This window comes from Acinetobacter schindleri CIP 107287 (genome assembly GCF_000368625.1).
In the GTDB taxonomy this organism is placed as follows: Bacteria; Pseudomonadota; Gammaproteobacteria; order Pseudomonadales; family Moraxellaceae; genus Acinetobacter; species Acinetobacter schindleri.
Map to the genome: position 1 here is coordinate 31,535 of NZ_KB849578.1, position 14,016 is coordinate 45,550.

Below are 14,016 nucleotides of genomic sequence, written 5' to 3' on the forward strand. Positions count from 1 at the left end.
AATGATGCTAGATATGAAAGCAACATTGAAGAAGTTTTGGAATGAAACAGTTCTAGGTGAAGTTTCTCATGACTCAAAACGTCCTTCTCCAGTAAAGCTATCTAATAAAATTCTTGAATCCTATGGGATGCATCAAGTATTTAAATACGACATGTTTGATCCGGAAACAGGTTTATTTTTTAATGAAGGCACAATTGGCTTTTGTTTTGAAGTGATTCCACAGACAGGTGCAAACGATGAAATGGTCAATCGTTTGCTTACGATGTTCACTCCAATTCCGGCAGATACAGGAATTCAAATACAAACCTTTGGAAATACTGTATTTGATGGAATGATTGATCGTTATTATCAAATACGCCAAGCAGCTCAAGAACAAGGTGATATTGATAGCTTTGGTATCGACTTAGCGAAAAAACGGATTGCCTATTTTGAAAGAAAAATTGGTGAGCCGTTATATGGGAGCCAATCAAATTATTCAATCAAAAAACCTACAATGGTTATTTCGGTAACACGTGAAGGTAATTTAGAAAATCAAAAAGAAATTGATTTGATGACCAACTTAAGGCATTCAATGCTTAATTCATTAAAGCAAGCTGAATTAGCTGCTTTTCACATGGATGCACATGCATTAATTACGCACTTAACTATCATATTAAATCCGGAAATTCTTTTTAGTAATGAGCGTTTGCCTATTATTGAATATGATGAAAATAAGCGTGTTAAAGAGCAAATAACAAAGATTGGTCACATGGCTGAGGTGCGTAGAAAATCAGTAGTTTTCGGTGCTGTGCCTGAGAAAAATGAAAAAGATGAACGTGTAGCAATGCGTAGCTATGGTGTTATGCGCTATCCAAAAAGAAAGCAATTATGGGAAATGAGTGAAGTTGTCGGGGCTATGTTTGATGACTCTTTACAATATCCTTGTCCGTACATCATCACATGTGGCATCTATACTTTAGATGCAAACCAAACTGAAACAATGGCTCGTGTAAAACATGCACGTGCAAAGCAGAACTCACAGTCTTCTATGGCTAAGTTTCAGCCGGAGTATGGCGAAATTGAGCAAGATTGGGAATCTGTTGTTTTCCATACAAGTAATGGTGGTGCAATGTGCGAGATGTATCACATCATCACATTGATAGCACCAGTAGATAAAATTGATAGCTACTCACAGACAGCTATTAATATTTGGTCAAGCAATAAGTTCAATATCATTGCTTTGGACTTCCTTCAACTTGCGGCACTTTATGTTTCATGTCCGATGACATTAAATAAAAGCACACGTGATGACCTTAAAAAACTAAAAGTCATGACGACAAAGACAACAATTAATGCGATTGATATGTCTCCATTAATTGGTGAGTGGCAAGGTGTTGGTGATCCAGTTGTAATGTTGTTTGGCCGAAAGGGAACGCCTTGTTTCATTGACTTCTATGCGAATACTGATGGTAACTACAACTTATATGTTTGTGGGGTATCGGGAGCCGGTAAATCAGTTTTGCTACTTGAGATCCTTGCAGCGTACAGAGCAGTAGGCGCTAAACTTTTCATCTTAGACGTTGGCCGTTCATTTAAAAACTTTGTTGATCTTGCGAAAGGTACAACGTTTGACTTTAACAGTGGACGCAGTTTATGCATGAATCCTTGGTCATGGATTCAAGTTGCGGAAGAGGAAGAAGAAGGCGGTTTAAATACATTCCAACAAGAGCTAAGAATGCTGTTGCCAATTTACGCAAAAATGGCATCACCTAAAAACTCATTGAATCAATTCCAAGAAGCGCTCCTTGAAGAAGCATTAAGTGCTACATGGAGAGAATACGGCAATGAGAACAACGTAGATAATGTTCAAGCCTATTTATTGCAAATTAAAGACCAAGGTGGCCAACAAGTAGACCGAGTTGCTTTTGAATTAGGCAAACAGCTACAAGCATTCACAACTAATGGTATGTATGGCTCGTATTTCAACGGTAAAGCGAACATTTCATTTGATAACGATGTTATCTACCTGGAGCTTGAAGAGCTTAAGGATGCACCGGCATTGCGCTCAGTAGTGATGTTCTGTGTGACTAGCCGAATCATGAAAGAAATGTACCTCACACGTGATCGTAAAAAATTATGTTTCATTGATGAAGCTTGGCAGTTACTTGGTGATGATGCTGAAACAGCTAAGTTTATTGAAGAAGGGTATCGAAGAGCACGTAAATATAACGGTATTTTTGGAATTGGTACTCAGGGTATTGATGATGCTTTTAAAAATGAAGCTTCACGTGCTGCATATACGAATGCCGATTGGAAAATTTTCTTGCGCCAAGATGAAAAGAACTTCCAAGAATTGATTGATTCTAAAAAGGTTAGCTTCTCTCCATACATGCAACGGTTGATTAAGTCATTGCGTAAAATCAATGGCATGTATGCAGAAATGATCATTAGTTCTCCACGTGGGGAACATCTATTAAGACATATTCCTGATGAGTTCTCATTAGCTATGGCTTCAACAAACGCTAAAGACTATACACGCCTTGATAACTTAATGAAGGGTGGTTACACAACCATTCAAGCTATTGAGCAGTTGTTAAAAGAGAAAGAACAGGAAAAAGGAAGAGCAGCATGAGTGAGCAAAACGATAAAAAAGAAGATAGTCCAGTTGAAGGTGTTCAAAAGGATCTTTCTCAGAGAATTGATGAAGTTATCAATGAAGATAATCAAAACAAAGAAAAAGTAGAGCCTGAATTAAAGACTGAAAAGGTTTCAAGTCAAAAGGTTTCTAAAATTGATAAGTGGATAAGCGGTTTAAAGTTTGTCATTGCAACAGCGCTTATTTCTTTGTTGGTCACTTTCCCCGGTTTATACCTGGTCAAAAAGTCTCAAGTAAAAGTCGGTGTGGTTGATGTGCAAGCTCTACTTGTTGAACATGAAAAGAAAGTCACTCAACAGCTATATGCGAACCAAGGGCTTTATCAAAATAGTGATGCTGCAAGCCTAAATAGCGGAGCTGTAGAAGAGCAAACAAAACAGTTTTTACTAAAGCTAGAAGGCTCAATTGACGACATTAACAATAATTGTGGATGTGTCTTAATCAATAAAGCAGCGCTTTTAACTCAAAGTGGAAATGTTGTTGATTACACACAAAAGGTTAGAGAAGCACTTGAAAAATGAAACTCAATAAAACCAATACAATAAATGCCATATTTTACTTCTTCATAGCGTTGGGTGTAGTGGCGGTTATGGTGGCCATAAGCAACCGATGGTTTATTTATAACATCAACGTAACACACAGTCTTAATGGCCTTGTTTACGTCATACACAAAGGGGAGCCAGTAAAGAAAGGCAATTATGTTGGTTTTAGTTGGAGAGGTGATCAATTCTATAAACCAGGATCAATTTTCGTAAAAATCGTGACCGGTGTTCCAGGTGATGAAGTGCGTTTAAAAGGTCGGGAAGTTTATGTGAATGGAACAAAAATCGGTATTGCAAAAGAAAAGTCAGAGCGTGGGATTCCTTTAGAACCAATAAAGGCAACAACATTGAAAGAAGGTGAATATTTTGTAAGCACACCTTCTAAAGATGGTTATGACAGTAGATATGCGAGAGTTGGTTTAATCAAACAAAATGAAATTCTAGGTAAAGCTTATGAAATTTTTTAAAACGTTTGGAGTAGGTTGTGCTCTTATTGGTTGCGTCACCGCAACGATGGGCGCAGACTTTGGTACACATGGTCAAGTCTATAAAATTACAGAAAAGAATGCACTGGATGCAATCTATGAAAAATTAAAGGCTATGGAAAAAACTGGCGAACTAGCCAAAAAGAAAAAAGAAGCAATTGATCGTTCAATGCATTCTGCTAAAAACCCAAAACCAGTTGAAGGTATCACCACGGCTACTGAGAAAAAAGTATATAGCTTTGATCCAACGATGACGCTTAGCAACAACATAACAACAGATGAAGGCCATATTGTTGCCCCGGCCGGAACCGTTATCAATCCATTAGACACAATTACAATGTCTCGAACATTGGTGTTTTTTGACGGTAATAAAAAAGATCAAGTTGAAGCGGTAGAGCGCTTAATTAAAGTGTATGACCGCAAAGTTACACCAGTTTTAGTTAATGGTACTTGGTTGGAGTTGACCAAGAAATGGAAAAGACAAGTCTATTTTGATCAGTATGGTTACATGACCTCAAGATTTGGGATTAAAGCAGTTCCGGCAATTGTGAGACAGAAAGGAAAGCTTTTAGAGATTACAGAAATGCCGGCACAGGAATTAAAGCCATGATAAAAAAAATTCTATTAAGCATCATTTTGATGTTCGCAACAGTTTCAGCTATGGCAGAAGATAGCGGATCAAATAACAACACAAAAGACGCAAACATTAAATGTGCCGGAGAGTTTGCCAATCCTTTAACGGATATTTGTTGGAGTTGTATTTTCCCCTTAAGTATTGGTGGGCTTGAAGTTTGGAGTGGTGGACAGGAAGACAATAAAAATCCACCTGATGTTTTATGTAGCTGTATTGATGACCTAATGTTTTTAGGCATCACCCTGGGCTATTGGGAACCGGCTCGAAGAGTTGATGTTACACGTACCCCTTATTGCTTTGTCAGCTTAGGCACTGAAATTGATGTGGGATCAGCAGCACCGGAAGGCGAAGTCAGACTTTATGATGACAATACTCGCAGTTCTTTCTATCAAGCACATTGGTATTCAGACCCAATTTTATATTGGCTAGAAGTTATGTATGAGCACCCTTGTTTAGAAACAGGGAAATTAGATATTGCTTATATGACTGAATTAGATCCTTTGTGGAACGATGATGAACTATCAGCGATCTTAGCACCTGAATCTAACTTGGTTGCAAATCCGTTAGCTCAAGCAGCTTGTGCAGGGGATTGTGTACTTGCTTCGGCTAAGTTTGGATCTAATGCTTTGTTTTGGTGTGCAGGGTGTAATGGCAGTATCTATCCATTTACCGGAAATGTTGGTTATCACGTAAGCCATATTCAGGCTAGTTCATTAATTGCTCAACGTTTAGCAGCAAAAATGCATCGTCAGTTTTTGACATGGGGAACTCACGGTTCACAAGGTTTATGTGGTGTATATCCGCTTCCAGTAATGGATAAAACTGCATACAAATATCAAATGTTATACCCGAAGCCACAGACAGAAAAAATCGGTGGCAAATGCTGTCAGCCGTTTGGCCGTACAACAGTTAAATGGGGTGCAGGGCGTACTTGGCCAGTTAAGGGTGAACACTTCTCTTATGAGTTGTTCAGAAAGAAAAATTGCTGTGTCGGTATCATCACATATAAATAGGTGCTTGAAATGAAAAAATTATCTCTAGTCGTATCATTGGTTATTGGTGGTTTAGTAGGACAAAACGCCTATTCAAATTATTACGCTGATGATGCTGCAATTAAAAAGAACATGCTGAATGAAAATGTATTCAGCGAAAATAATGCTGATTGGCAAAAGGCTCAAGAAAAAGCAGCCGAACAGCGCAAGGCTTTTGACAAAGTGCAAATGCCTGAAAGAAACAGTTTTCCAAATGTTCAGGTTGGCCAGTTTAGCAATATTGATGTACAGAAAATCGCTGAGCGTTATAAAAAGAAAGTTAATGATGAAAAGAAAACCATTAGTGGTGTGATTGGATTCGCAAGCTTTTCTATGCCGGATAGTTCTTTAAAGAAGTTAATAGCAGACACGCTTAAGGTAAACGGAACAGTTGTCTTCATTGGTTTTAAAAACAATGATTTTAAAGAGACAGCTAAAGAGATCCGAAGACTCGATATTCGCAAAGGCAATATTCAGATTAATCCAAATGCATTTAAACAGTACAAGGTAGACGTTGTTCCAAGCATTGTTATGGTTAAGGCAAATGCAGAAGAGAATATGGATGAAGAAGGCTGTGTAATGCCAGAAAACTATTCAAAGGTTACAGGCGATATTTCAGTTGAATATGCTTTAGAAATAATGGCCAAAGGGGAAAAGGGCGAACTACAAACATTAGCAAATGATTATTTGAAACAAGTAAAAAGAGGGGGTGGAAATGAATAAGTTTCTCCTTCTGATCATGACGATTTTGCTAAATATCAATGTTTATGCAAATACATCACAAGGTCAACAACTTGGAATAGAAGCAGGGAACCAAGGTTTAGGAAGTGCAAACAATGCTGTGAATCAAAGTAATGGTTCACAGTGGTTGCCTGGCTATTCTCAGAATTATGAAGACAAAGAAGATGGAATTGATGCAGAATTTGATGGTTTAAGTAACGTAAGCCAAAATGGTTATAATAAATATACTCGTTGCTCAAATCCAAATAGCGATTTAACGGCAGATAAAAAAATCGAATGTGAAGCTATCACATTCGTAAATAAAAACCCACGGAACCGTAAGCTGTATGAAGTTGATCCAAAAACGGATGCTGTGATTAAAAGCAGTAATGAAATCAAAACCAATACTTTTGAGTCATTCAATAACAATCAAACATGTTTCCAAAAAACTGTAAAAATCAATCCGGTTTATGAAGAGCAAGTTTGCACCCAAGGATTGGCGCTTAATGAGCAGCAATGCTTAGAAACAATCGTAAATGATGTTTGTCCTACTGCTATTGATGGGAATACATGTAACGGTGTTACAGGCGTTGATAGAGGTGCATTAACGGCAAGTGGTGATCATAATTCTTATATTCGATACGAAGGAAATAGACTTAAATTAGGGTTAGGTTACAGATGGAATACCCCGATTGGTAGTGCTACATCCACGTTCAGAATAACGATTAGAAATCGTTCAAAATTGAACAATATTAAACTAATTAATAGTACCTACGATGATGCATATTTATTGAAAATTAACGGTGTACAAGCGCTTGCTGTAAATATTGGCGGTGCAAATGATGGTACTACTGGTTATTCATCAAACCAAGAATTAGGCCAATATTTTGTTGAGGGTGTAAATACGATTGAATTGACTGTTTATAACAACGTTAAAAATTCACCGTATTACGCAGATCTTAATATTGATATTCCTATGTATTGTGAGTGTACAAAAAAGAAAACCAATACATGCAGTGAAGATATTCTTGATAGCAAAATGTGCGGTGTTAAAGATACAGTTTGTTTAGAGCGTGATTGGAAAGAAAATTGCGTAAAAACTCAGCAAAACTATGTTTGTAAAAACACAATGTATGCTCAGCAAACACAAAGCTGTCAAACACAAACTCAAATGCAATGTAAAAACCCATCGGGAACATTGCGTGATGTTTCTACTTGTGATCAAGGGATTGACTACGACACATTCAAAATTAGTAAAAGTGATGGAAATGCAAGTCTTAATAAATTACCTACGGCATTCACGTTAAGTGCAAGCGGTAATGATGGAAAAAGGGGTTCAAGCAAAAGAAACTTTATTGTTGATTTTGATATTAAAGATGTCAACTCAACAAATATGGTGCTTAAGCAAGTGCATTACGACAATAGAGGAATTATTTATGTAAATGAAAAGGAAATCTTTAATAGATCAACAGGTAATAATAGAACTGATAACGTAAGTATAGATTTAAAACCCTACTTGAAAGTTGGTTCTAATAATATCCGGATGTATATAGACAACTGGGCAGGGCCGTGGTCGGGAGCAATTCATGTAGAAACTAATTATCAGTGTTCATGTACTCAACAAAAAATTGATACATGTAGTACAAATGATTCTTGCAAATTGGTATCTGAAACTTGCTCAGATGAATCAACAAAAATCATTAATGGTGTGATGGTTAAAGGTTGTTGGAATACAACTAAGAAATATAGCTGTCAAACAAATGGATCTACAGTTTCAGATTGTCGCCCTTTACTAGAAAAAGGATGTACACAAATCGGAAGTGAATGTACAAGCAAAGATGCTAACGGCACATGTGTTTCATATAGTCAGAAATATCAATGTGAGAAAACACCGGCTAGAGAAGAAGAGCAAACTATTTGTGTTGATGTTGACTGTGTAGATGGTAAGTGTTTGGAAACGGCAGCAGATGAAAAAGATGCTGATTTTGCAGAAGCAATCACGATGATGGAAGCAGCACGTGAAGCCGGTGTCTATATGGAAAAAGACTATCAAAATACATTGCGTTTATTCACTGGTGAAGAAAACAAATGCACAGTTAAAGTTCTTGCCGGCAGTAACATTATGAGTTGCTGTAAACAAATTAAAATTGATGCAAGTTCAGCAACGAACAATAACAGTGGTAATTCTGCAACAGGGGCATTTAATAATAATCCTGATTCACCGCCACAACAAACACAAGGTTCTAAATATCAATACGATGATATGTATAACGATGATAAAACCATGAAGCAATTACAGTCACAGCTTACTTTTGGTTGGCTTGAGTGTAGTGAAGGTGAGCGTGAACTAGGTATTAAACGTGGTAGTAGTTTATGTACACATTCAAGAACTTGGTGCTCTAAAAAAGATCCAGTGTTTGGATCATGTTTAGAAGAAACGAGAGCTTATTGCTGCTTTAAATCTATTCTTGCAAAGCTAATCAATCGTCAAGGCCGAGCACAGCTAGGATTGTCTTTAGAGACTTGTGAAGGCATTAAAATTGATGAGCTACAACGCTTAGATTTTTCAAAAATGGACTTAACAGAGTTCAAAAATTCAATCACAGCAACAAACATGAATTTAGATCAACGTGTAAAAGAGTTGCGTGACCAAGTGACTAAAAAAGCAGTAGGGGGTTATTACAATGATGCAGAATAAGTTTAAATTTTTACTACTGCTTGTTTTCGCTTTGGTTGGTTTTGAAGTAAATGCAGAGCCTAAATCAGTTTTTGATTATGACTCAATTTGGAAATGTGATCAGACGAAGCGAAATTGGTATTGTGATGATGAGCCGGAGCCAGTAAAAGCGACCCCGGCACAACGACCAAAACAAGAGCAAGTTGCGTCACCGCAACCATCACCGGTATTAAGAGACTTGTCAAAGCTTAAGACAGCAGAAGAGCTAAGACAAGAACTTAAGATCCGTGAAGATCTTGCCGTTATGAACCCAACAGAGCAAAACATTAAGAACTATCTTGATGCATGGCACATGACAATGGACAAAGGTACTGTCTTTGCAGATCAATGGCGTAGGGTTGTTTGGACTAATCCTCAATACGATTACTCCCTAAAAAATCCAGTTAATAACACGGCCGTAAAAGTAAACAACCAAGCTAAAGAACAAGACAGAACAAACTATATGAAAAATATAGCACGTGAACATGGTTTGATCTTTTTCTTTAGAAGTGATTGCCCTTATTGCCACCAATATGCACCAACTTTAAAACTGCTTTCTGAAATGTATGGAATTGAAGTTTTAGGCGTTTCAATTGATGGGGGCGGTTTACCTGAATTCCCGAATCCAAGAGACGGACGTGCAGTAGCTCAGCAATGGGGAATTGAAAAAGTTCCAGCAACTTTTATTGCATCTAAAAAAACAGGTGAAAAGGCAACAATTGGTTTTGGTGTTATGAGTCTTCAAGAGGTTGTAGACCGTATTTGGACATTAACCAATACAGAACCAGGACAAGAATTTTAAGGGCTAAAACATGAACAAGATTAAAGCATTAGTATTAGGATTGGCGTTAGGTAGTGCATCATTAAGCGTAAATAGTTCGCAGTCAATGAGTGATGTATTTGATCAAATAAATGCCTATGGAAATGTGGCCGGTGGTGCAGCAATCCAAGGGCAAACAATGAACTACTATACAGGTGGTTCAGCATTTGTGCGGATTCCAAAAAACACATATAACCTTGCGAGTTTAACGCCACCTTCTGTAAGTGCCGGATGTGGCGGTATTGATCTATATACAGGTGGTTTTAGCTTTATTAATAAAGAACAGTTTATTGCTATGGCTAAAAACATCGGAAGCCAGGCATTAGGCTATGGTTTTAAATTAGCGATTCAAAATTTATGCCCTACTTGCGATAACGTTATGCAAGCTTTGCAGTCAACGACACAAGCTATCAATAGAATGAATATTGATAGTTGTGAAGCAGCCAAAGGTATTGTAAATGCAACTACAGCACAGCTCGATTTAAAAGGCCGTGAACAGTCAGCAATTAATTTTGGTACGTTTAAAAATATCTTCTCAGATGCAACTGATGCATGGGGAGGTATTAAAGGAAATGCAGGGAAAACAGAGCAAGTAAACCAAAGTTTACAGAATGCAGATCCAAATATTAGGGATCATACGCCAAGCAACGGAAACCTTACATGGAAGGCATTAAGTAGAGCCGGTTTAACCACGACAGAGAAACAAATGATCATGGGTATGATCGGAACTGTTTCTATAACCAAAGATGCCAATAACAATAACATCGTGAAGCCGTATGCAAGACGTGTGAACAATATTACAGACTTCATTGGTAAGCCTGGTGAAACTAGCGTTAAGTTGCCAGTATGGGCATGTGGTAATGGTACAGGTGTTGATGAATGTACAGAGCTAACGGCAGCCGAACAAAATAGCACGTCATTCTATTGGATGGTTAAGCTTAAGCTCGATGGTTTAATCAATGCGATTGCTAATCGTCAAAACATTACAAATTCACAGGAATTAATTGATTTTGTGAATGTGACTGATATTCCAGTTTATAAATTAGTGGCAGTAAACACACGTTATGGCAATGGTGATGCAGCACGTTTTGCTTTGAATAATTACTATGAATTATTGGCTGCAAAATATGCTCAAGCGTATGTAGAAATGGTTGCACGTGATGTAAATGCAGCCTTAGATAATTACCTGGCCGGAACTCAAAGTGAATTGTATTCACAAGAATTGAAACGCTTAAAAGAAGAAATCATTCAACTTAGAGCAGAAATAAACACATCTATTGCAACGACTTATCAACGTACAAACGTTGCATATAACATTGCAATGGAAGTGAACCAAATGGAAAGAACTTTGCACTCTAATATGTCTCAGTCTCTTCGCCAATCCGTTAATTTCGCCAATTCCTTACAGTAAGGAAGGAGGGAAATATGAACTTTGAGATTAATACTTATTGGAATGTGGAAGTCACATACCAAATCTTAAACGGTGTGTCTTCAATCATGCAAAGCGGTAACTTTGTTGGATTGATGAAACTAGCTTTTTTAATCATGTGTCTCATATCTTTAATCACATTTATGTGGAACAAAGACATGGGGTTTTTCCGTTGGTTCTTCCAGGCATTGTTATTCACTATGTTGATTAACATGCCAATTGGAAAAGTGGTTTTAACGGATAACCTGGCACAACAACCGCCAAAAATTGTACAAAATGTTCCCTGGCTATTAGCAGCCGGGAGCGCATTTATTAACAATGCTTCGGGATGGTTGGTTAAGTCTTATGAAACGGTTTTCAATATACCTGATGCATTAAGCTTAACTGGAACAGGTGACATGGGGTATGGCCAAGCACTGATTAAACATGCAAACAAGGTCACTATTACAGATCCAGTATTGCGTAGTGATGTTATGCAATTCTTTAAAGAATGTACGATCTATGACATACAAGATGGTTATGTTTCTGCAAGTGATTTATCAAACAGAGCAGATAGTTGGAACTATGTTTTATCCAATACGAATCCGGCTCGTTTTGTGACGTTTGGAAGTCTAGGTGCAAACCGAGTAACAAGAACGTGTACCGATGCTGCAAATGACCTTAGAACAAGAGTACAGAACGGTTTAGAAGCATCAATGCGCTATTACGGTAAATCATTCTTCAACCGGTTCCCGGATGATATAGCTTACTCGATGTATTTAAACTCTTTGGGAACTTCATATAGTTGGCTTTTAAATAGCAATCAAAGTGCTAGTGATGCAGTGAAACAGTCAATGTTTAACAACGTGTGGCGTGAAGCCGGCACAGAGTTACCGGCTTTGATGAATGATCCAAGCCGAGTAGCAGAAATCACGGCTAACGCAGGGGCAGCACTTGGCGCTAAACAAGTTCAAGGAAATATGTCTGTAGTCACAAAATTGGCTTATGAAGTAATTCCACAGATTAGAAACTGGCTTGAAGCAATCATGTATAGCATATTTCCAATTGTGCTAATCATTCTTATCTTAAGCAAAGCAGATAACATGCTAGGTGTGTTAGGAACCTATTTTTCATCTTTAGTTGCATTAGGGATTATTCCTATTTTCTTTGCAGTTATTAATCACATTTCATTGATCTATTTGAAAATGAAAACAGATGCATTGGAGCTTGCAGCCGGTGTTCCATTTGGAATGATGGGTGTGCTCGATGGTACGTTGATTGATGAACAAACTATGGTCGGCTATATGGTTATTTTGTCCATATTTTTAGCCGGGTGGTTGGCATTTAAAATGCAGGGTTCAATCACTGGTGTTGGCCAAAGAATGCTTATGTCATGGAGTGCAGCAGGAAGTGCCGGATCGAGTCTATCTACTGGTAATGCAAACATTGGTGAGCAAACAATAGATAATATTTCTGCAAACAATACCAATATGCACAAGATGGATACATCCGAACTTTACAACAATAATGGGCGTTCTTATGTTGGTTCTGATGCAACAAGAACACAATATAATAATGGGGATGTCGCAACACAGTACCACAACAATGACCTACATTATGGTGCATCGGTTAATAGTGGTATCTCAAGGAATTTAGGATCAGAAAGAAGCTCAGATACAACGTTATCAAAAGGCCAAAATTTTGATGCTAATTCGACCCTAGGATCAACGTATAGCTATGATGAAACCAAAGGGCAAGGACGTACTAATTTACAAAGTATTGGTGTTAATAGAGCAGAAGGCGTAAGTGGTAGTGATAACCGTGGATTTGATAACAATCTTGGTTATGGTGTAAATGCATCTAATAATAACTCTTACAATGAAGACAGACGTTTTGATCAAAGTTTGAATGGTGGTATGAGTGGAAGTTTAGGGCTTTCAGTACCAGGCGGTGGAAGTAGTGGTGGTGGTTCTATTAATCCAAATACTGGTCAGCCTGGCGCAAGCTCACAGGGTATTCCTGGCGCTCCTGGTTCTACAGGTGGTGCTCCAAATGGCAAAGGTGGTGTTCCAGGTGGACAAGGCAATAATGCTGTTCCTGGCTCAAATGCAGCCCCAGGAAAAGGTGGGCGTGGTGGACTTCCGGCTTATGGGAACTTAGGTGCTCAAGGAGGAATAGATTTCCGTTATTCAGAGGGCGCACAAGTTGGGAATGGTGCTGAGGTAAGATTACAAGGTGATCAACAACAGGGCATTAATCAACATATTTCACATGACCGTAATGGCAGTTTGACAGATACAAATGAATCTCAAAGACAGTCTAACCAACAATGGGGCATCCAAGAAAACGCATCTGTATTTAATAACAATCAAGTTATTACTGGAGAGAGTGCAAGCATAAATCAACAACAAGGAACAAGAGAAACAGCCGGACTAAATTATTCTCGTTCACTTAACTTTGACACAGACTATGGCCGAAGTGTTACACATGCAAGTGATGTTGCTAGAGAAAACAATATGTCCCCTGGCCAGTTCTCATTATTAAGTCCAAAAGAGCAACAAGCGTTGTCTCAAGAGTATTTAATAAAGCAAGAAGCGAACTCGTTGAAAATGCCAACTCAATTCCTGAATGGAGATGGTATTAAAAACAACAAAGAATTATTTGTTAGTTTTGATCAATATAAAAACGAAATTGCGGATCGTTACGGCTTTGATCAAAAGGCTCAAGCTAACTTAGATAAAGTTGGTGTTAGTCAAAATGATGTTGCAGCACTAAATCCAAATCTAAGCACACCATCAATTGTTAAAGATGCACAAGGCACTGTAGCGGATCGTGCTCAAGAGTTGGGGGCGAAAGAAAAAGATTTACGTGAAGGAGCTAAAAAGAAAACCGACTATGAACAAGACCTTGAGCCAAACAGTAAAATCACACGGATATTACAAGATAAGCTTGGAACGTTTGGAGGTGGTGATACACCAAAAAAGTAAAAGACCATGCCTTAAGGCCGAACTTTGATAGGCATGGT

The 14,016-nt window shown here is 38.0% G+C and carries 10 protein-coding genes; all 10 read left to right on the plus strand.

The window, feature by feature from the left end; translation table 11 throughout:
• The first annotated feature begins 1 nt into the window (after position 1).
• The 10 genes from traC to F955_RS13110 are packed head-to-tail and all read left to right on the plus strand — an operon-like array spanning position 2 to position 13,978.
• Positions 2-2,611, plus strand: a complete 2,610-nt coding sequence (traC, locus tag F955_RS13065) for a type IV secretion system protein TraC (protein ID WP_004895577.1) — start codon at positions 2-4, stop codon at positions 2,609-2,611.
• Positions 2,608-3,156 carry a hypothetical protein gene (locus F955_RS13070; protein ID WP_004895579.1) on the plus strand — a complete coding sequence of 183 codons (549 nt, stop codon included), beginning with the start codon at positions 2,608-2,610 and terminating at the stop codon, positions 3,154-3,156. The genes traC and F955_RS13070 overlap by 4 nt, the downstream gene beginning before the upstream one ends.
• Positions 3,153-3,644: a S26 family signal peptidase gene (locus F955_RS13075; protein ID WP_004895580.1), complete on the plus strand. Its 492-nt coding sequence runs from the start codon at positions 3,153-3,155 to the stop codon at positions 3,642-3,644. Before F955_RS13070 ends, F955_RS13075 begins: the two co-directional genes overlap by 4 nt.
• The gene (traW, locus tag F955_RS13080; protein WP_004895582.1) at positions 3,631-4,272 is read left to right on the plus strand and encodes a type-F conjugative transfer system protein TraW; all 642 of its coding nucleotides are present in this window, start codon (positions 3,631-3,633) and stop codon (positions 4,270-4,272) included. The genes F955_RS13075 and traW overlap by 14 nt, the downstream gene beginning before the upstream one ends.
• A complete protein-coding gene (traU, locus tag F955_RS13085; protein WP_004895584.1) occupies positions 4,269-5,309 on the plus strand; it encodes a conjugal transfer pilus assembly protein TraU in 1,041 nt (346 codons plus the stop codon). The genes traW and traU overlap by 4 nt, the downstream gene beginning before the upstream one ends.
• A gap of 9 nt (positions 5,310-5,318) precedes the next feature.
• Complete coding sequence (gene trbC / locus F955_RS13090; RefSeq protein WP_004895587.1) at positions 5,319-6,050, plus strand: type-F conjugative transfer system pilin assembly protein TrbC; 732 nt, start codon at positions 5,319-5,321, stop codon at positions 6,048-6,050.
• A complete protein-coding gene (gene traN / locus F955_RS13095) occupies positions 6,043-8,745 on the plus strand; it encodes a conjugal transfer protein TraN (protein WP_004895590.1) in 2,703 nt (900 codons plus the stop codon). The genes trbC and traN overlap by 8 nt, the downstream gene beginning before the upstream one ends.
• Positions 8,732-9,565 carry a conjugal transfer protein TraF gene (locus tag F955_RS13100; RefSeq protein WP_004895593.1) on the plus strand — a complete coding sequence of 278 codons (834 nt, stop codon included), beginning with the start codon at positions 8,732-8,734 and terminating at the stop codon, positions 9,563-9,565. The genes traN and F955_RS13100 overlap by 14 nt, the downstream gene beginning before the upstream one ends.
• Positions 9,566-9,575: 10 nt before the next feature.
• Positions 9,576-10,994 (plus strand): conjugal transfer protein TraH, encoded by a 1,419-nt coding sequence (locus F955_RS13105; protein WP_004895595.1) that lies wholly within the window; start codon positions 9,576-9,578, stop codon positions 10,992-10,994.
• A gap of 14 nt (positions 10,995-11,008) precedes the next feature.
• Entirely contained in the window at positions 11,009-13,978 is a 2,970-nt protein-coding gene (locus tag F955_RS13110) for a conjugal transfer protein TraG N-terminal domain-containing protein (RefSeq protein ID WP_004895598.1), read from the plus strand.
• The last annotated feature ends 38 nt before the right edge of the window (positions 13,979-14,016 follow it).